Annotated in this window: 24 protein-coding genes and 1 pseudogene; 16 read left to right on the forward strand and 9 right to left on the reverse strand. The window is 52.8% G+C overall.

Going from position 1 to position 19,103, the window contains the following annotated elements; genetic code table 11:
- The 3 genes from EIEH_RS12900 to EIEH_RS12905 form a co-directional block, all read left to right on the forward strand.
- The coding region (locus EIEH_RS12900; protein WP_035609834.1) for an SNF2-related protein at positions 1–1,385 on the forward strand (1,385 nt) is incomplete at its 5' end.
- Positions 1,382–1,648: a DUF4224 domain-containing protein gene (locus EIEH_RS17850; protein ID WP_015871529.1), complete on the forward strand. Its 267-nt coding sequence runs from the start codon at positions 1,382–1,384 to the stop codon at positions 1,646–1,648. The genes EIEH_RS12900 and EIEH_RS17850, both read left to right, overlap by 4 nt.
- Complete coding sequence (locus EIEH_RS12905; RefSeq protein WP_015871530.1) at positions 1,648–2,658, forward strand: tyrosine-type recombinase/integrase; 1,011 nt, start codon at positions 1,648–1,650, stop codon at positions 2,656–2,658. Before EIEH_RS17850 ends, EIEH_RS12905 begins: the two co-directional genes overlap by 1 nt.
- Positions 2,659–2,912: 254 nt before the next feature.
- On the opposite strand, the gene EIEH_RS12910 is transcribed toward EIEH_RS12905, so the two are convergent.
- Both EIEH_RS12910 and EIEH_RS12915 read right to left on the reverse strand, forming a co-directional pair.
- The gene (locus EIEH_RS12910) at positions 2,913–3,950 is read right to left on the reverse strand and encodes a phage integrase (protein WP_015871531.1); all 1,038 of its coding nucleotides are present in this window, start codon (positions 3,948–3,950) and stop codon (positions 2,913–2,915) included.
- A 37-nt stretch (positions 3,951–3,987) separates the two neighbouring features.
- Entirely contained in the window at positions 3,988–4,581 is a 594-nt protein-coding gene (locus tag EIEH_RS12915; protein ID WP_015871532.1) for a hypothetical protein, read from the reverse strand.
- Between the two features lie 496 nt (positions 4,582–5,077).
- Here EIEH_RS12915 and EIEH_RS12920 point away from each other — a divergent pair, with 496 nt between their 5' ends.
- Positions 5,078–5,407 carry a type II toxin-antitoxin system RnlB family antitoxin gene (locus EIEH_RS12920; protein ID WP_050977446.1) on the forward strand — a complete coding sequence of 110 codons (330 nt, stop codon included), beginning with the start codon at positions 5,078–5,080 and terminating at the stop codon, positions 5,405–5,407.
- A gap of 40 nt (positions 5,408–5,447) precedes the next feature.
- Here the strand turns inward: EIEH_RS12920 and EIEH_RS17855 are convergent, their stop codons facing one another.
- The gene (locus EIEH_RS17855; protein WP_233434140.1) at positions 5,448–5,816 is read right to left on the reverse strand and encodes a helix-turn-helix domain-containing protein; all 369 of its coding nucleotides are present in this window, start codon (positions 5,814–5,816) and stop codon (positions 5,448–5,450) included.
- A gap of 105 nt (positions 5,817–5,921) precedes the next feature.
- Here EIEH_RS17855 and EIEH_RS12925 point away from each other — a divergent pair, with 105 nt between their 5' ends.
- From EIEH_RS12925 to EIEH_RS12935, 3 genes are read left to right on the forward strand one after another with little or no spacing between them, the layout of a single operon-like run.
- Positions 5,922–6,113: a hypothetical protein gene (locus tag EIEH_RS12925; RefSeq protein ID WP_015871535.1), complete on the forward strand. Its 192-nt coding sequence runs from the start codon at positions 5,922–5,924 to the stop codon at positions 6,111–6,113.
- A gap of 12 nt (positions 6,114–6,125) precedes the next feature.
- Positions 6,126–6,335: a hypothetical protein gene (locus EIEH_RS12930; protein WP_015871536.1), complete on the forward strand. Its 210-nt coding sequence runs from the start codon at positions 6,126–6,128 to the stop codon at positions 6,333–6,335.
- A 44-nt stretch (positions 6,336–6,379) separates the two neighbouring features.
- Positions 6,380–6,691: a hypothetical protein gene (locus EIEH_RS12935; RefSeq protein ID WP_015871537.1), complete on the forward strand. Its 312-nt coding sequence runs from the start codon at positions 6,380–6,382 to the stop codon at positions 6,689–6,691.
- An 18-nt stretch (positions 6,692–6,709) separates the two neighbouring features.
- Here the strand turns inward: EIEH_RS12935 and EIEH_RS12940 are convergent, their stop codons facing one another.
- Positions 6,710–6,991 (reverse strand): hypothetical protein, encoded by a 282-nt coding sequence (locus EIEH_RS12940; RefSeq protein WP_015871538.1) that lies wholly within the window; start codon positions 6,989–6,991, stop codon positions 6,710–6,712.
- 143 nt (positions 6,992–7,134) lie between these two features.
- Here EIEH_RS12940 and EIEH_RS12945 point away from each other — a divergent pair, with 143 nt between their 5' ends.
- From EIEH_RS12945 to EIEH_RS12970, 8 genes and pseudogenes are all read left to right on the forward strand, one after another.
- On the forward strand, positions 7,135–7,410 hold the full coding sequence (locus tag EIEH_RS12945; protein WP_015871539.1) for a hypothetical protein: 276 nt from the start codon (positions 7,135–7,137) through the stop codon (positions 7,408–7,410).
- Between the two features lie 163 nt (positions 7,411–7,573).
- Positions 7,574–7,816 carry a ParE family toxin-like protein gene (locus EIEH_RS20120; RefSeq protein ID WP_015871540.1) on the forward strand — a complete coding sequence of 81 codons (243 nt, stop codon included), beginning with the start codon at positions 7,574–7,576 and terminating at the stop codon, positions 7,814–7,816.
- Positions 7,801–8,337 (forward strand): hypothetical protein, encoded by a 537-nt coding sequence (locus tag EIEH_RS12950; RefSeq protein ID WP_015871541.1) that lies wholly within the window; start codon positions 7,801–7,803, stop codon positions 8,335–8,337. The genes EIEH_RS20120 and EIEH_RS12950 overlap by 16 nt, the downstream gene beginning before the upstream one ends.
- Positions 8,334–8,639: a hypothetical protein gene (locus EIEH_RS12955; protein WP_015871542.1), complete on the forward strand. Its 306-nt coding sequence runs from the start codon at positions 8,334–8,336 to the stop codon at positions 8,637–8,639. The genes EIEH_RS12950 and EIEH_RS12955 overlap by 4 nt, the downstream gene beginning before the upstream one ends.
- Positions 8,640–8,751: 112 nt before the next feature.
- Positions 8,752–8,967 (forward strand): annotated as a pseudogene (locus EIEH_RS19775) (ash family protein); the annotation flags it as partial.
- Positions 8,968–9,023: 56 nt separating this feature from the next.
- Positions 9,024–9,257 carry a derepression protein gene (locus EIEH_RS19780; RefSeq protein WP_015871543.1) on the forward strand — a complete coding sequence of 78 codons (234 nt, stop codon included), beginning with the start codon at positions 9,024–9,026 and terminating at the stop codon, positions 9,255–9,257.
- 71 nt (positions 9,258–9,328) lie between these two features.
- On the forward strand, positions 9,329–9,787 hold the full coding sequence (locus EIEH_RS12965; RefSeq protein WP_015871544.1) for a hypothetical protein: 459 nt from the start codon (positions 9,329–9,331) through the stop codon (positions 9,785–9,787).
- A gap of 3 nt (positions 9,788–9,790) precedes the next feature.
- Positions 9,791–12,397: a replication endonuclease gene (locus tag EIEH_RS12970; protein WP_015871545.1), complete on the forward strand. Its 2,607-nt coding sequence runs from the start codon at positions 9,791–9,793 to the stop codon at positions 12,395–12,397.
- Positions 12,398–12,735: 338 nt separating this feature from the next.
- Here the strand turns inward: EIEH_RS12970 and EIEH_RS17865 are convergent, their stop codons facing one another.
- The 5 genes from EIEH_RS17865 to EIEH_RS12985 form a co-directional block, all read right to left on the reverse strand.
- A complete protein-coding gene (locus EIEH_RS17865) occupies positions 12,736–13,392 on the reverse strand; it encodes a RelA/SpoT domain-containing protein (protein ID WP_015871546.1) in 657 nt (218 codons plus the stop codon).
- 2 nt (positions 13,393–13,394) lie between these two features.
- Entirely contained in the window at positions 13,395–14,504 is a 1,110-nt protein-coding gene (locus EIEH_RS17870) for a ParA family protein (protein ID WP_015871547.1), read from the reverse strand.
- 347 nt (positions 14,505–14,851) lie between these two features.
- On the reverse strand, positions 14,852–15,115 hold the full coding sequence (locus EIEH_RS12975; RefSeq protein WP_035609840.1) for an ogr/Delta-like zinc finger family protein: 264 nt from the start codon (positions 15,113–15,115) through the stop codon (positions 14,852–14,854).
- Between the two features lie 64 nt (positions 15,116–15,179).
- On the reverse strand, positions 15,180–16,235 hold the full coding sequence (locus EIEH_RS12980) for a phage portal protein (RefSeq protein ID WP_015871550.1): 1,056 nt from the start codon (positions 16,233–16,235) through the stop codon (positions 15,180–15,182).
- Entirely contained in the window at positions 16,210–18,015 is a 1,806-nt protein-coding gene (locus EIEH_RS12985) for a terminase large subunit domain-containing protein (protein ID WP_015871551.1), read from the reverse strand. Before EIEH_RS12985 ends, EIEH_RS12980 begins: the two co-directional genes overlap by 26 nt.
- A gap of 187 nt (positions 18,016–18,202) precedes the next feature.
- Here EIEH_RS12985 and EIEH_RS12990 point away from each other — a divergent pair, with 187 nt between their 5' ends.
- Positions 18,203–19,102 carry a GPO family capsid scaffolding protein gene (locus EIEH_RS12990; RefSeq protein ID WP_015871552.1) on the forward strand — a complete coding sequence of 300 codons (900 nt, stop codon included), beginning with the start codon at positions 18,203–18,205 and terminating at the stop codon, positions 19,100–19,102.
- Position 19,103: the final 1 nt, after the last annotated feature.

Raw genomic sequence — 19,103 nt, forward strand, 5'->3', positions numbered from 1 at the left:
CAAAGCCACCCCGCCCATATCAAGACCTGATCATCAACCACGAAATCGACGCTCTGCGCTGCAACATCTGGGCTGGCATGGGCATGGGTAAAACCGTAGCGACACTCACCACGCTGGAAGATCTCTTCATGGCGGGCGTAGAGACACAACCCGCGCTGGTACTTGCGCCACTGCGCGTGGCGGCCAGCACTTGGCCTGATGAAGCGGTCAAATGGGGGCATCTGCGCAATATCGAGATGCAGCCGATTGTCGGTAACGCCAAAGCACGCGCTGCGGCGCTGGCGAACAGCAACGCGAGCGTGTTCACCATCAACTACGACAATCTGGTCTGGCTGGTGGAAGAGGTGGGCGGCCGCTGGCCGTTCGGTACTGTCATCCCGGACGAAAGCACTAGGCTGAAATCCTTCCGGCTGCGCGGGGGCGGCAAGCGCGCGGCGGCCCTAGGCAAGGTGGCACATAAGCACGTCCGGCGCTGGATGAATCTCACCGGTACGCCAGCGCCGAACGGCCTGGTGGACCTCTGGGGGCAGGCGTGGTTTGTGGATCAGGGGCAGCGCCTCGGGCGCACCTACGGCGCGTTTACTTCCCGCTGGTTCAACTCAATACAGTTTCCGGGGCAGAGCTGGACGAAGCTCGAGCCGTTCGCCCATTCGCAGGATGAAATACAGCGGGCACTGGCCGATGTGACTATCTCACTGGACGCCGCTGACTGGTTCGACATCAAAGAGCCCATCCATAACGTGATCCGTGTGGACATGCCGCCGAAAGCTCGCCAGCAGTATCGCGAGATGGAAAAGGAAATGTTCCTTGAGCTGAACGGCGAAGGTATCGAAGCGCCAAACGCCGCGGCAAAAACGGTGAAGTGCCTGCAGATCGCCAGCGGCGCGGTATACACCGACGATACCGGAAGCTGGTCAGAACTGCACGATGCAAAGCTGCAGGCGCTGGACAGCATCCTCACCGAAGCAGCTGGCGCGCCGGTGCTGGTGGCCTATCACTGGAAACACGACCTTGAGCGTCTACTTAAAGCATTTCCTCGCGGTCGCCATCTTGACCAGGATCCGCAAACGCTGCGCGACTGGAATGCCGGAAAGATACCTGTTTTGTTCGCACATCCGGCCAGCGCGGGCCACGGCCTGAACATGCAGGACGGCGGCAACATACTGGTGTTTTTCTCACACTGGTGGGATCTGGAGCAGTACCAGCAAATTATCGAACGCATCGGGCCAACCCGGCAGATTCAGGCCGGACACAACCGCCCGGTGTTCATTCACCACATTATCGCCGCCGACACTATGGACGAAATGGTGATGGAGCGGCGCAACTCAAAACGAACAGTGCAGGATCTCCTGCTCGATGCCATGAAAAAGAGAGGTATAGCATGACACCACATACATCTCCCACCACCGGAAATGACATCATTTCCGACCCTGATATCGAGATACTAACCGGGTATAAAATTCCATCCAAACAATGCAAGACCCTGCGTGAGGCCGGCATTTTCTTCATTACCCGGCGAGATGGCCGCCCACGAACCACCTGGGCGCACTTCAATAACCCACTCTCTCATCGTCAACGCATGCAGGATACCAACCCAACGCCAACGCCAACGCCAACGCCAGAGCCTGATTTTGGAGCGCTTGACTGATGCCCAGGATAAGAAAAAACAAAGATGATGCCTGGATGCCGCCCCGGGTATATATGGGGCGATCCGCCTATGAGTTTCATCCAATAAATGGTGGAAATATCCGCTTATGCGATAAAACGGCAACACAGGCCCAGGTATGGGCTGCATGGGAAGCATTGATTAACGAGAGACCAGACACCACTACACTGGCTGGACTGGTTGAACGCTTTCTCAAATCAGCCGACTTCTTTGGATTAGCTGTAGAAACACAGAAGGACTATCACAAGTATTCACAGAAAATACTGTCCGTATTCGGGAAAATGCCGCCCGATGCCATCAGGCCTGAGCATGTTCGACGCTATATGGATAAGCGAGGGTTGAGGAGTCACACCCAGGCAAACCGCGAAAAATCCTTTATGTCACGGGTCTATCGCTGGGCCTATGAAAGAGGCTATGTAAAAGGTAACCCGACGAAGGGCGTCAGACAATTTAAAGAGCCTGGCCGCGATCGCTACATCACGCACCAAGAGTACCTGGCACTATACGGCGTCACTTCAGATGTAGTGAGAGTCGCGATGGAGCTGGCCTATCTATGCTGTGCCCGGCAAAAGGATGTACTGAACATGATGAAAAGCCAATTTTTGCCAGAGGGTATCCTAATCAAGCAGAGCAAGACTGCCGTAGGACAAATCAAAGCCTGGAGCCCACGCCTACGTGAGGCAATAAAATTGGCTTCTACCCTCCCCTTAGACTCAGGTAGAAGCACACTTTACGTCATCCACCAGCGCTCTGGTGACAAGTACAGCCGGCACGGTTTCAACAGCCGTTGGCGTCAGGCAAAGAAAGCAGCCAAAAAGCGATATCCCGAGCTGGACTTCAACTTCACCTTTCACGATCTGAAAGCTAAGGGGATCTCTGATCTGAAGGGGAACATCTACGAGAAGCAGGCCATTTCTGGCCACAAGAACGTGGAGCAAACAGCTCGTTATAACCGAAAGATCCCGATTGTTCCTACGGTGGATGGGCAGTGATGGGAAGGATAATATTATGAAAACATATTATGAAAGGGGGATGAAGACACAAAAAAACCACCTTGCGGTGGCTTAATAACAAAATATATCTTTTTGATTTTTATACCATTTTGTCATGGTGCCCGGAGCGGGACTTGAACCCGCACAGCGCGAACGCCGAGGGATTTTAAAAACTAAATCGACCTTTTAAAAATCATAAGAATATGATTTTAAATATATTTAATTGGCGTGAAACGGGGCAAATCGATTCTCTATCAAATTCTGCTGCCATTTTTGCCACCGCATTTTTTCAGCGTATCAAGGTTATCAAATGGGTTCAGAGCCAGCGCCGCATCCAAATGATCGGGCGCAAAGTGTGCATAGCGCATCGTCATCGTGATCGTGCTATGGCCCAATATCTGCTGCAATACCAGAATATTGCCGCCCTGCATCATAAAATGGCTGGCAAAGGTGTGGCGCAATACGTGGGTACGCTGTCCTTTCGGCAGGTGAAGCCCTGCCCGTGCCAGTGCAGCCTTGAAAGCTTCATAGCAGGGGGTAAACAACCTTCCCTGCTTTGTAGGCAGCAGGGCCTGCAATCGTTCGGAGATGGGTACAGTGCGGTTCTTTTTGCTCTTGGTATGGGTAAAGGTCAATCGTCCAGGCAACACCTGCGATTGGCGCAACGACTGCACCTCGCTCCAGCGCGCTCCGGTAGCCAGACATACCCGCACGATACCCCCCAAATCAGCCTTACTCGATGCATCGCAGGCCGCCAGCAGGCGCGTAATCTCATCGGCATATAAAAAAGCCAGCTCTTGATCCCCTTCGCGAAACTGGCGAATGCCATCGAGAGGGTTACCCCCTTCCCACTCACCGAGCCTGCGCAGTTCCGCAAATACCGCATGCAGATAAGCCTGTTCACGGTTAACCGTGGCCTCCTGCAGGCGCTTTTTCCCCTTGGGATTCCACTCTCCATTCAGCCGCCGCTCCCGATAACGGGCAAACATACCCTTATCAAAATCACCGGCCAATGGATCGCCAAGCCGCCGACAAATTGCATCCAATTTTCCCTTACGCCCAGCGCCTGATGACAGCATCCGTCCATGTAACTCATACCAACGCAGAATCAAATCCGATAGATGAGTTGCTGACTCACCCATATCTAAACTCACTCCCCGCGGATTCATCCTACGCTCAAAAGCAAGGGCCTCTCCCCTGGTCGTAAATTGCCGGCGGATACGCTGGCCATCCCGCCCATAAGGGAAACATTGGCAAAGCCATTTTCCTGACGCCAATCTGCGGATTGTCATATGCCACCACACTTCAAAAATCCATTTATGAAAACCATTACCACCATAGCCCCAGCAGAACACCCGCCATAAACAGCACGCTGCACAGCAACGGGGCACGATAGCGCGGCCAGAAGGGAGACGTTAACGCAGGTATATCGTCACCGCCCCTCTCCTCCAACCAAGCCAGCGCCTGGCGCAACTGGCTGCGGCTAAGTTCATGCAGATAGCCCGAACCAAACTGAATATGGCAATAGCGTTGCAACTGTCGGCGCCGGATCGATGTCGTAGCTCCCGTTTGCAATAAGCGAATAAGCGCCTTATCTGCGCTCTTGGCCCTGGCTTGCTTCAGCAATATATGCAAGTAACCCCGTGCTGCCGGGTAATGACTTACCGTCAGCTCATCCAGCCCATTAACGCCCAGTTCCGCATAAACTTTTTGCCAGATGGTCATCCCCATATCATCGCCACAATCTGTAATCTGCTGCACCAGCTGATTCAGGCGCATACGCTGAGCGGGTACCAATGGGCGCAGATCTGACTGTGGCGCAGACAGAGTAATGTTGACCCAATAGCGGCCGATATAGACGCTGCGCTCATAAAAATCACGCCCTCCCACCCGATTGCGCCGCCCTCTTGCCTCCGTGCCCATAGTATTCTCCAGACTTATTACCCCATTTCTGACATCGGCATATATAACCGGAATATATTGCCACTGCAGCAGTGTCACAAATAAAAGCATGACACAAGCGATAAAGTGACTCTTCCGCTATTTTTAGTATAATTAAGTGGAGCGCCGTATTTTATAATGAATAATACTTATCCAGCCACAGGCAATATAAATAAAATATCCACATGGAGTTAATATTTTACATACAAAATAAAAATACTATTAGACACAGAGTCATGGGTATCTGCACAGGGAAGCACAGCCCCACGAAATGCGCGCAAAAAACACGCTCCCCATCATTTGAATCATTAGGTAGAACATTATCAAACCAAGGAGTTATCCTATCACATGGATAGCTTTGCGGAGAGCAGCCGCCAAATCACAGGGTTGCCACCGTTGCTCCGTCTCTCAGAGAGAGCTTACGAACATATAGACACGCTATATCAATAAAATGTTTAAATTCAGAGCGGGATCTGACATGACCTACCCCATGCTTGTCGTAGCAACCAGCTACGAGAGCCCTTTGTCATGTCTGGGCTCCATTGCCCAACATCTCAGGGACGAAGCATTTGAAGGCAGCGTTCTGTTCGACTTGCTCTGTACCAACGGATTAGAGGGCAACCGCTTCGTTGCCCTGTACTTTGATGGCATGGACTTTGTCCGCAACACCTTCCGTCTGGTTGATAAAGCCGACTTATCACCCGATCTTCTGCATACGCAGGATAAATTCTTTGCCGAGCATCCAGCTATTCTGCAAATGTCACTCCTGAACCAGAATGAAGTGCAGGCCTTTACCGCCAGACATTGATCCCGGGAACCGGAGCCATCCGGTTCTTGCCCCGCTGTTTTCACTCCTTATGCTCATGGTAGTCACGGCCTGCGATACGCTGATCGCTGCCACCGCTCACGGTGACTGAGCTGGCCACTGCACTGCCGGCGGCCAGGGCCGCAAGAGCCGCCGCCTTTACCGCTGGCGGTGCCGCACGATAAAGTTTGATGAACTCCAATTCATCGGTACTGACATCTCCTATATCCGGCGTTCTGCGCCCGGTTAATATATATAAAACATCAACTCCAGTCCCCGCCAACGCTGATAAGTACCCACCACCAGGGATCTTTTCATCTCGCTCATAGGCAGCCTGTGAGCCACGAGAACCTTTAGCTAGCGCAGCAAAATCAGTCTGATTTAATCCTTTGCAAGTGCGCTCCTCTCTCAACCTAGATCCCAAAGTGGACATTTTTCATAATTCTCTAGTTGACTTGACAATGATAGTGATCAAGGATGCTTTTAACAGACATCCAACCAAGGACACTATACCACTATGGAACAGACCAACCAGCCACCCCGCGCACGGCAGCAAAAGGGCATTGGATCCGGTGGACGCATTGCCATGTACCTCAGCGACGCAGAACGCCGCCACTTAATCCAGCTGGCAGAACAGGAATGCCGCTCAGCCGCCAGTATGGCAAGGCTGATCTACCTGCGGGGGCTACGGGCCGTTACCGAAAGCTAAAGGAGCACAACGATGGGGAACATCACTATTAACGTCACCGTCAGCGCGCCATACGTCTCGATCAATGAATATGCGCGCCTCTCCGGTATTCCTGTCGCGACCTGCCGGGGCATGGTTGCCGATGGCCGTATCATCATTCGCCCCAAGAGCAGTGCGCAAGAAAAAATCGAGGTCAATATGATTGCGATGCTGAAAGACGCCATCGCTAACAGCGGCCCGTAGGCAATCGTCACCACTGCTGCCAGCAACTCACCAAGGAAGAAAAAATGAAAAATATATTTATTGAGATAATAGATAAATACAGTCCTATGGGACATGCCTTCTTTAGACTTGCAGATATTTCATCTGTCAAACCGTTTAATGAATGGGGTTATTACGCCTTAATACACACCAGATCCGGCTGTGTCGGGGAGCATGTGCCATATAAAGCGTTTGTTGATTTTCTAAAAAATACGCTTTCTAACCAAGAGCTGATGACCAATACAGACAAGCCGGTCATCATTCCATTTATAGTTACGGCTGAAATGGCGGACCCTAAGCTTCCGCCATTAATACCTGACCCGATAAAAAAAGAGTAAGCCAATCTTTACCTTAGTCTAAGTCACGGTTCTTGAGAAACTGATAAGACGGGTGATCGTCGCCGATATCATATTTATTTGCAAAATCACGGGGAAATACATATTTGGCATTTTAATACCAGCGAAGTTCACAATCTTAATATTATAAATTGCGGAAGATAAAATGACAGCCTCAAGGTTTTTAATGGCCGAAGGCTGGGTTTCAAAGGGACCACCAGAAAGGCTGGGGACATTTGGGTGGGCTTCCCAATAAAATTTATTATCAGCCGCCTGGAACACATAAATTTTAACCTGACTCATATTGCACCTCTCCTTGTGGTGTTGAACGTTACGCCTGCCAACGTCTAAGCAGGACTGCAGGCCTAACGAGGCTTACCACGACGCGGCCGGGCGCGTTATATCCCGGCACCCATTCAGGATATTTAATCAGTTCGGTGATAAACATGAACATATGCTTTCAGAAAATAATTAATCAGCTGTTATTAACATATTCAAATAAAGAAGCAAATTTACAAAGCATCAATGCCATGAATCCAATGCTGACCCGTTACTGTCTCAATCGTCACATGACAGACCTGGCCATTGGTATTGAATTACTTGAAGGGGTTGCCCGGGCCATGGGCGATTATCGCGCTGCCGATGATATCCAAGCCCTGCTCACCGGGCTCTGTGTCAGCGATAAGCCACCACCGTTATTGACCACCGTGGAGGCGCACTGAATGAACATGGTCAAAGCTTTCACCGCCTTGGTGTTTGGCATACTGCTGCTGATCTCAGCATGCGCCAGCATTTTCTTTTTATTGCTCTGTATCAGCAGCATGCAATAGGCATATTGCCGCGCCATTTGCCCTGTCAACCACGACCCACGGAGGAAACACCGATATGCGGTTGATAATTCCACCTCTGTATCGCGGCGGTGAACTGGAACGCCAGGCTCGGGCAGCATTCAATCGAGTATTAACCGGCGATGACAGCCACATTCGCCGCCTTGACGTATTACCCCGGGCCCGGGTGATTAATATCACCGACCGTTATCGGCTGTTCAGCCTGGATGAAGGAAATACATGGAAGCTGCTTAAACACCCACAATACACCAGGAATATACGCAAATGGCGCACACATTGATTTTCAGTGAGGCACTAAAAACCGCCATTCTTGATGGCTGCAAAACCGTGACACGTCGCCCGATAAAATCCGCCTGTACCCGATCTGTCATTAAATCAGATCAGTGGTACTGGGAGACGGCCTTTAAGACCATGACCACCCTTCCTCTGCCTGAGCGTGACTGCGAGCTGGTTATCGCCGCCAACACCCCCGTTCTCATTAAGGCCTCGCAGGCGTTTATGATTTCACGGTGCCCTCATGGGAACGCAGGCGATCTCATTGAGCTGGCGACACGCCGCGCCGATCAATCCGTGACCCCCTTCGCCCGCGCGGAGCTAAAAGCCATCGCCATTGAACTGCTCCATGACATCACCGACCACGCCGCCATCGCCGAGGGTATGCCGCCGGACACTCCCCGGGAACATTTCCGCTGTATCTGGGATGGTTTCTACCATTACACCCCCTACAGCTGGCGCTGGAACCCGGCAGTTTGGGTATTGCAGTTTGCACCGACCGAAATCTTAGCGGAGGCACACCGATGAAACGCCTATGGACAAAACAGGAGGAGCGACAGCTGGAGCAGGGGATCGCCGATGGCCAGAGCCTCAAAGCGATCGCCGGGCAGCTGGGCCGCACCTATGCCTCCGTGAGCCAAAAGACCTACGTCATGGGGTTGCCACGCCGCGCCTTTTATATCGACCAATGGGATATCAATATGGCCCATGCCCTGCGCGCCGAGGGGCTGACTCACCCGGCCATCGCCGAAAAGCTCGAGCTAGAGCGCCGCACGGTTGATTACATCATCTACCACAAAAAACCAGATTCCTGTCATGCAGCCGTGTAATCACTGCCTCGCCCGCCCTATCGCCCGCGATCGGGCTCACAAGTTCGATACGGCCCTGGCCAGTGCACCACTGGCCAGGGCCGGCACCGCCAAAAACCGCTTGCGCGATCCAATGACCGGGCGCTATATTTCCCGGGCAGCCGCAAAATCGGCTGCCGGGATTGGAACCCCGGACATTACAAGAGCGCACAACCGCGCTATAAGCGGTTTTTTTGTGTGCGAGGCACGGCCACATCTACGCATTATGGTGGGGCGTGCAGGGGCGTCTACGGACGCGCCGGGTTCTCTTGTAACCGGTAGTTCCAACCCTGTACGTCTCACCACCCCGAGATTGGAACCTCTGGCTGGTGAGTTATCACAACTTACAAGAGAGGATGCCCGATCATGGCAGCCAAACACCGTAATACCCCGCATTCCCGTCAGCTCTCATCTGACGCCCCCAGCATTACCTCACGGCTTCACCGTATCCACACCCTGGCGCTCTATCTGCAGGTCGAGCTGTCTCACCGTAAGGACACCCTGCCGTTTATGTGTGTCCCTGCGGTACTCAGCTATATCGCAGACGATATCACCGCCATCCAGCGCGATATCGCCGCCAGCCCGGAACAGCCCATGTAACGCATCAACCCGCGGTGCCCCGTTGGCGCCCGCGGGTTTTATCGTTTATCCGCACCGACGGAGGGCGCCCCATGCCTAAAAATCACGTTGTTGCACCACTCATCGCCGAACAACCTGCTGCGCCGGCAACTGACTTTCACGCCTTCATTGAGTGGCTATGGTCTATCGATGCAAGCCTGGGCGTTAAAGTCCAGGAGCTTCACGATCTGTGGCGTCACAAACTGGCACGCCACAATCAACAGTGCACGCTCCAGGCGAACGAGTTCATTATCGATGGCCGTTACCGCGTCCGCATCAACCCACCCGACAGCGTAGAGCGCCCCGCCGGACTTAAGTTGACAAGCCTCATGGAGACCGGCGGCGTCATCGCCATCTATCAGACATCGGGCGCCCTGGTCGCAGACCTGATAGCACACAGTACCAGTCGATCGGGCCACCAAGTCAGCGCCCGGCAGTATGCCCCAGAGGCTGCCCGGCTGCTCGATGCCTGCCGTCAGGCATGGCTGCAGAACGTGGGCATGGAGCCGTAACGCATGTCAGGGCAATATCCACGCGCCTGGGGCGCACCTCATCCCGCGATCGACCCGGAGACATTCGGCCGCGCCCCACGCACCGCCCTGGGCGATGCGATAGCACTTTATGCTAAAGAGGATAAAGACCGCAAAGCACGCGAAGAACAGGAAGCCCGTCAGCAAAGAGCCGAGAAAAAGCAGGCCGCATCCCACCAGGAGGCGCTCGCCGCGGCGGCCGGCGAACGCTTTCGCCAGCGCGATCTGCTGCTGCCAAAAATACGCATTGCTCATGCCGCCGCCCGCAAAGATCCAGATTCCGGCCCGCTGGCCGATCTGATGGCCCTGCCGGACTATCTGCGCACCCCGCTGCTGCAACGCTTAAAGCTCCTGCAGAAAAAACAGGAGGCCGCAGAGGCTGCCGGCAAGTCATCCAGACCAGCGAGCCGCTACATCCGTAGTAAATTGGCCCTGCTACTGCGCCGCATCGCGCTGACCAATAGCCGGTTTTTAACGCATAAATACCAGCTGCTCGCCGTGCGTGAACGTCTCGACGAGCTGCTGCACCTGCCGCTCCTGAACAAACGCGGGATCCAGACGCTGGCCACACTGACCGCCAGCGCATTCAGCGGGGAGTTCGACAGGCAGTACACGCAGCCCGGCATCAAGCAGACGCCCATGCAGGCACTCGCCATCTACCAGCGCCTGGGACATATGGCGCTCTCCCTGCACATTACCCCGCCAAACTGGGAGGCATTACGGCCCGACAAAGGCCGCCGCAAAGAAATTGATTTGGAAAAACTACCCGGTGCCCTGTCTCGCCTGATGTGTGCCGAGTGGTGGACGCACCAATTATGGCGTCTGCGCTGCCGCTGGCGCGAGGAGCAGCTGCGCGCCGCCGGCCAGGTATCACGCCAGACCTCCCCTTACCTGAGTCGGGATGCGCTGAACGCATTCCGGGAACAGCGCCGCCGCCTGCGGGATTTCCTCAAATCACATGAACTGGTTAACGAGGACGGCTTCACCATCGATCTCTATGATGTCTATTACGCCAGCGCCAGCAGTCCCAAACATCGTCGGTTTGAAATGATGACCACCATGAAGGGACTGGAGCTCATCGCCGAGGCGCGTGGCGATATTCCCACGTTCATCACGGTGACCTGCCCATCACGCTTTCACGCCACTACCGAAGATGGTCACCCCAATGCCCGGTGGGATGGCTCCACCGTACGCGATAGCAGCGACTATCTGGTTAACCGTTTTTTTTCCGCCGTACGTAAAAAACTCAAACGTAACAATCTGTATTGGTATGGCATCCGCGTTGCCGAGCCGCACCACGACGGCACCGTTCACTGGCACATGATGATATTTGCCCACCCAGAAGAGCGCGAGACGATCGAGAAAATTGTGCGCGATATTGCCATTCGGGACGAGCGGGAAGAGCTGGGCGATGACATTACCCCACGCTTTAAGAGCGAGATCATCACTGCCGAAAAAGGCTCCCCCACCGGCTACATCGCCACCTATATCGGCAAAAATATCGATCGCGGTGCCGTAGACGGAGATGACCCCAAAACGGGCAAGCCACGCAAAGACAATGAGAGCGGCAAAGAAATGGCCGAGACGGTCGAAAATGCCATCGGCTGGGCAGGGTTACACGGTGTGCGCCAGTTTCAGTTTTTCGGCATTCCGTCACGCCAGGTCTGGCGTGAGCTGCGCCGCCTGGCCTGCCAGATGGCACGCACCCCGGACGGCCCGCAACGCTTACCGGATCCGGCCATGGATAACGTTCTGGCCTGCGCCGATGCCGGCGACTTTGCCGCCTACATCATGGCCCAGGGCGGCGTACTGATCCCCCGTAGAGATTACGTGGTACGCACTGCCTACGATATCGCCGATACCGAGAATGACTATGGCGAAACCCCCATTCAGATTTACGGCATCTACTCACCAATGCTCGGCGACGCGTCCCGCATATGCACCCATCCCGACACCTGGAAGCTGGTCAAAAAGGCCGCGCCCGCTACCTCTCCCGCGGCGCAGCCGGGGGAGTCTGTTGACGTTCCGGGCGGCTCCGCCGCCCCTTGGACTCGTGGCAATAACTGTCCCCTGCACCAAAATACGGCAACGGAGCTCCGCACAGAACTGCTGTGGCGTGAGGGCCCCCCCTCTCGCCGGACGCCTGCGGCCACGGCCGACGGCGGTAACGTCGCCGAGCGACGGGCCCGTATTCAGCAACGTATTCCGGCGGCACAGCTGGAGATCACCCCGGAGGAGATCGACCTGCTGGCGCGCGGCTGCGTGGTCCGCCTGGAGGATGGCCGTACCTACCGCGCCAGCCGCATCACGGGCGAACTGCTGCCGGTGACACACCCGCCACCGCTCAAGCGTATACCGGGACGTATCAGAGAGCAGCGCTGGCGCGCCAACCGCCGGGATCCCCGCACGCTGGCCCGGCAGTGCATCGAGCAATGGAAAGTCAAGCAGGCAGAACTGCAGGCGTTGTCCACCCGGCAGGCAGAAGCAAGCTCCGAGACCCCGGATCCTGCCGAGCACACGACCACCGCCGAGCGGGCGGCCTCGCTTATTGAAAGGATGAAAAGGGCAACGCGGGGAAATGGCAACGGTTAGTGACTACCGTGATACGGTACGATTCAATATCGAGCTTGTATCGATGACTGCCCCGTTGAGCAAAAAGCACATAGACACGACGCATCCCTTACAATAGCCACTAGCTATTGATGATGTAGAGGTTGAAAGATAAGTCTTCTGTTAATAAATGTAAAATCAGCTAAAGCAAAAACTTCCCTATGAAATACATCATTTTGAATAAAAAGCTAGTAAAGCCATTCATGCGATAATCACATAAACTAAGCGCCATCAAAACCGACCAATTAATATCCAAACTATTTAACCAGAGGATGCTAACTACATAGGCTAGCCAAAACAAACAGCCAGCCTATCAACTACTATTGTCCCTTAACTCTAAAAATAGAGTCAGCCAACCTAGTACCGGTTGATACAAGTTTAGATAACACTCGCAATTGTTCTTTACACGCGAAATTCTCAGTTGGGTGAGGGTAATTTATTGTATGATCAATCTCACCCCAAATTTCCTCAAAAAGAGTTCTCACCTGAATCTCACAACAAATATTTGAATCAGTCTTTGGCTTAATAACATAATGAATGCTTGTATAATAAGACTCTTTGATTTTTGGCGTAAGACCTAACGACGTAAAGAAGTCACAACTTTCAGGATCCCATGAATACGCGATAGGACTTTCTCTGTAAAACCAATCACCATCATCTACTTTTTTCTGTATTAATTCATGAATATTTTTTAGTTGATCTTGATAAAGATGTAATATGCGAACACCAGCAAGATCAGTTACCCGATAAAATACATTCTCCTCAGAGATCGGGGCGTCACTGCTATTTTTTCTCTCAATCTTATCTCTTAAATGGTCAACATCCTTCAACCTGCTTTTTATAGTATGAATGACAGGGTGATGATAATCATTTAAACTAGGGTCTAGTCTAAAAGTATCAACAACACCATTCATAAAATGTTCAAAAAGATGTCGATTTGAAACATACTTATTTAATATAGTGTCTACATTTTCCATAATTAATTACCGAGCATAGATATTCTTGCAATCAAATCTTTGGTAAAAGCTTCATAGCTTTTCTTGGTGGCAATGTATTTTGACTTTGACCCTCTCAAAGTATTTGCATGCTCGCTTTCTATATTAGGATATTCAGGAACTAACCACATAGGCAGATTATAATACTGTGCCATTGAAGGAAATGTATTATGACTATACATTACTGCTGTATTACCAATAGGTTCAGCTAGGACTGAATTGTCAATGCTACCTCTTATTGAACTAATAATAAACTGATCAATTGTATTAGGGATACGCTCAGCATAATTTAAATGCGCTTGAGCCAGATCCCATTTTCTTTTTCCATTTTCATATTTTCTTGCATTATAGATTGTATAACCTAAAAATCTCACAAAATTTTCAGGGAATGAATGTCTTTTCTCTGATGATATAAGTTGATAGACTGCATCGAATTCCCTCTTCCAAGAGGAAAGAGATTTTCCAATATTTTTAATTCCATAAAGGCTAAATAAATCAGGTAGTGCAGGTATAAAAAATCCATCTACTGTAGATATGATTACTTTATTCAAGGATCCTAAGCTAGGAGACGTATCAATTATAATGTAATCATAACCATAACGTTCATTATATTCTTCAGCTAATTTTCTTATTCTGGAAATGGTTCTAATTGCAAGAGGCTCTCCTCGATATAAATCATTCCACCTACTAGCAATCTTCTCCTCATACAAATGCAGCGTTAGCCTCCCAGGAATAATATCAAGATTATCCCTCAAGTTAACAGGAGGAGGCAAAATCTTATGATCACCAGTACCTTCTTGCGTCGGTTGTAATATATAATGAAGGCTTCTTGGTTCATTTGATATGATGTTAAAGTCTTCTGCTGATAATTTCTTTTTTGCCGAGTCAAAGCCTGAGTCTATAAAATCATTCTCTACCTCCCATAGCCTCTGTATTTTTTCTTGCTTTAAAGAATAAATAGTTAAATTACACTGAGGATCAGCATCAATCATTAATACCCTATATCCCATCTCGCACATGCTTTGCGCAATATGAAAAGTGAGCGTTGTTTTACCAACACCACCCTTATTATTAAAGACAGATATTATCTTCATACATCACCTTATTATATCAATGATTATTTTCATTTATAAAACAATATTAACGATCATAATTTATAATGGAAATTATCAAAACATAAACATTGAAGTTATAAAAGCCAAGTTATAGCGATTAGCTTAGCCTCAAAGACACAGAATAATCAATAATATTATGCGTGCCAACTTGATCGAATTAATTTTGATTTAAAGTCAAGAACAGACCATGTAAAAATCTAACACAATCAACCGTTTTTACTAGTTAATAAAAAATCAGAAATGACACAAAACACATATGTTCATTATGTGAGATGGAGAGACTCCAAGCCTCCACAAGTATAGCCTTCCCTCAGCCGAACAATCACCTACCCCCCCTGCAGCAACTCCAGCGCCATCTGCTTTTCCTCTGGCCCCAGTCGCTCGATCAGCAGCTTCAGGACACCGCTTTGCAACCCACTCGGCACCAGGGTATGGGAATAGGTCAGGTTCATCACCCAGGTATGGCCACACTCCAGGCGCGTACAGCGGTAGTAGGCATCGGCAAAATCATAGTTGTCGGTCTTCCAGACCGTCTTTTGGATAATCGCCGGCGCCCCGCAGCAGCGGCATTTAATTTTTTGTCTGCGCATATCCACCCCTGCACACCGTGGCTGTCATGGCGAAATTTTACCCATTTTTTAACCATGCCGCGATTCACTGTGCTATCTGGGCATCATCGTCAAACGTCAGGCTGAATGTCACCCGCCCAAGCCCCCCGATATCGGGAGCGGCATTGACCCCTTCCATAATCAGGCGGCGCAGCGGGATCACCTCATCCCGGTAGTACGCCTCGCGCGCCTTCAGCGGGTCACCCAGTCCGCCAGCATTGCTGGGGATGATACCGGCGAGGCCGGGCGGAAAGCGGTGGGCCGTCAGCTGATCCTGCGCGCTGACGTTCTTGATATTCAGAAACTCATCCTTGGTGCCGGAGTCTCCGATGGGGATGACTTTTACCCCTTCCTTATCACCGCCGGGGATGTTGATAAACATCGACTTAAAGTTGCCGGCCCCCTTGGATGCCTCAATCTTCTTGCGAAACAGCCCCTCAAGCTGCGGATCCATATCCGGGTCGGTGCTGTAGAGGATATAGCCCAGGTGAGCGCCGTTCTTGTAGTAGCGCCGGCGAAAACGGGTGGCATCGACGTTAAGCATGGCGGACTCCATGCCGTGGAGGTAGTCGGGAACGCCGTAGACCTGCTGCTGGGGATCGTACTGCGCGACAAAAATCACCTCGCCGCCGCCATAGGTGAGATCGTTGATACCGCCCTGCACGATGACCGTCCTGCGATCGGCGGTGCGGCGCAGATAGAGGGAGGGTAAAACGTGCAGCCGGTTGATGCGCCCCAGCCGATTACGCACCTTCAGCAGCCCCATATCCCCGAAGATAAGCAGGTTGGTGACCGCGGCCGCCATATCGCTGTGGGTCAGTCCCCCGCCCCCCTGAAACCCGGCCATGACCATATTGACGCGGGCGCGCAGCACTGCACCGTGGTAAGGGGCGATGTTGGCCAGCACGGCGAGATCCATCCGTTCAATCGGCGGCAGGTAATAACCGTCGTACCCGCTCCACAGCACGCCGTTATAGCTCCCCCAGGCCGCGACCGGCTCGGGATCGCCAAACTCGATAAAGCTCCCCGGCGAACGGTGCCGCATAGCGCGCTGTCCCAGCTTGCCGCCGCGCGCCTTAGGCGGCGTTTTTGTTTTCTTCATCACCAAAAATCCAGGTTGACCTGCGTTTGTTCCTATAGCCGATGGGCTCATTGGCCAGGGCGTGAGCGATGGCAAAGAAGATATCGGCGTGTCCGGTTTCATCGGTACGGTCGGCGGTAAAGGTCACCGCATTGCCGGAGGCGGTCGCGCTCTGCTTTATCGCCAGGAACGACGCGGGGATATCTCTGGCGTCTTCATCCCACTCGATACGATTGCTGTCGATGACATCCAGCATTTTCAGCACCAGGCGATTTTTTGACTCGACGCTGTAGTGAATGGCCTTGGCCTCACGCCGTGCAAACCCCTGCACCAGTTCATAGACGCCATAGCCGATGCCGGTCACATCGATGCCGATATGGGTCATGTTGTAGCGCGATTTGATCGTCCGAATCTGGTCGGCCATCCACTGGAATGACAGGCCGCGCCAGTGGTGCTTTTCCAGCACCCGGAACCGCTCCACCGCCAGCAATGGGACGGCGATGACGACAAAGGTCGCATTATCTCCGCTGCGCGCCGGGTCAAACCCGCCCCACACCTCACGATTACCCAGCGGCGCCGCCTCGTCGGGATGAAAGTCCTGCCAGATATGCGGATCAACGCCACACCGCACCAGTTTGGCGAAGTCGAATACGCTGTCTTTGTCATCCACAAAAACGCACATATACAGCCGGTTAAAGGCGTTTTCGCCGTAACGCTCGCGCAGCTCCTCAATATCTGCCCGGTTAAATCCGTCGGCGATGGCATCCTCCATCGTCACCACGTAGCGCCACTGCTTATCCGGGCATTCACGGCCACCGTCACGCAGTTCGTCGAATGCCGGGAACACCACGCTCTTGCGCTCGGCGTTGCCACGCCGCCATTCGTCACCGCTCCAAAACGCATAGCCCTGGTGGTTTTTGGCGGAGGGAGTGGAGAAATAGGTCAAGCGCCAATGGCTCTGGGTCGCCATCCCGGAGGCCACCTCATTAAAGGTGGTAAATTTCGAGATCCACAGATACTCATCGATATACAAATGGCCGGAGTTCGACTGTGCCGTATTGGAGTTGGTGGCCAGAAAATGCAGCTCGGCCATATTGCTCAGCCTGATCGGATTCCCTTTTAACTGAATGCCGAATTCAACCTGTGCGATTTTCAGGATATAGGTGCGAAAGACTTCGGCCTGGCGCCGGGAGGCCGACAGGAAGATTTGGTTATCCCCCGTCAGCACCGCATCTTCGAATGCCTCAAAGGCAAAATAGTAGGTGGCGCCAATCTGGCGCGCCTTGAGCAAATTACGCACGCGGCGAAATTTATTGTCACGCAGATGCAGCTGATACTTGAACAGGTTATCCAGAAACGGCGTGAAGCTCTCGGCGGTCAACTCAGAAATATCATTCTGTTTACGCCGTCCCTTGCGCCTCCCTTCCCCCTCGGCCGCCTCAGCCTCCCCCGTAGCAGCGACATAGTCAGCCCCGGTAGCACGCCGCTGTGCAATCTCGGCCATCCGCTCCGCATGCTTATTCTTCTGCGCCATCAACTTAACGTGATGGCCAATAAGCCGATCCAGCTCGTCACATTCCACGTCGCTCTTATGCTCGCGGGCAGCAAGCAGGGTCAGGCGCTGGGCGATGGCATCCTCGATGCAATCGGTACTGAGCTGTGCATACCATTCATATTTGGTCGCCCAGTAATACACCACTCGCGGGCTGCTTAGCTTTAATTTGCGCTGTATTTCCTTTGGCGTGTGCCGCTTTAAGTAGAGCGCCTTAGCCGCAGCGATCACTTCTTCAGAATAGGCCATTACCTATCACCGCGTTGATTGTGTTCCGTCAATTCTCTGTGGGAACCCACGCGGCGGCGAGAGCGGGAAAGCGGATAGTTTCGGATACCCCGCCATAGCCGAAACTATCCGTAACGGCCTGCATGACACCCGCGATTTTCACCGGTTAAATTTGGCTACTCCTCTTTAATCAGGTCGGTATCTTGATATGGCGCGCTTAAAAACAGACTGGATAGCCATCGCGACCGCCGGACCCACCATTGACGGCCGCCAGATTGAGGCGCAATGGCTCACCGACGCCGCCAAATGCTATAACCGGGATGAGTATACCGCCATGATCTGGCCCTATCACGAAAGCCCCTATTGGCGCGCATTCGGCACCAACTTTGGCGAAGTCGACGAGTTAAAGACCGAAACGCGCGACGGTAAAATACAGTTAATGGCCCGCCTCATTCCCAATCAGTTTCTCATTGAGGCCAACAGGAGCGGGCAGAAACTGTTTACCTCTGTCGAGATCGTCGAGGACTACCTCGGCAGCGGGAAATACTTTCTCAAAGGGCTGGCGGTGACCGATACACCGGCCAGCATCGGCACCACCCGCCTGCAGTTCAGCCAGGACAATCCCGGCGCCCATCACGGCAACGTGGAAGCGCTGATCCTGACGCTGCCGGGTGACGACGCGGACAGTGCTGCTGAACAACAGGCCAGGCGGGGATTCTTTTCCCGCCTGTTCTCCCAGGAAACACCCGCCCCCAACGAAACAGCAAAGGCGACCCCTATGGACGAGAAGCAATTTAACCAGGTGATGGACGCCATCAACCTCATCGGTACGCGTGTTGAGACGATGGAGAAATCCTTCGCTGATGCCAGTCCCTCCGCAGCCACGGCGCCCACGCCGCCGCAAGGCGCCACATCCGACCCGGCAGGTAATGATGGGGGCGAGGGTCACTTTGCGAGCCAGGAACAGCTCGAGCAACTGGCGACGGCTATCGAGAGCCTGTCTAAAAAGATGGATGACATCAGCCAGACCTTCGCCGACCTGCAGGGCGATAACACCCCACTGCCGAACGGAAACCCGTCCGGTGACGAATCCATCAATCTGGTCTGAG

Origin of the sequence: Edwardsiella ictaluri ATCC 33202, assembly GCF_000264785.1 — a bacterium.
GTDB classification, from domain to species: domain Bacteria; phylum Pseudomonadota; class Gammaproteobacteria; order Enterobacterales; family Enterobacteriaceae; genus Edwardsiella; species Edwardsiella ictaluri.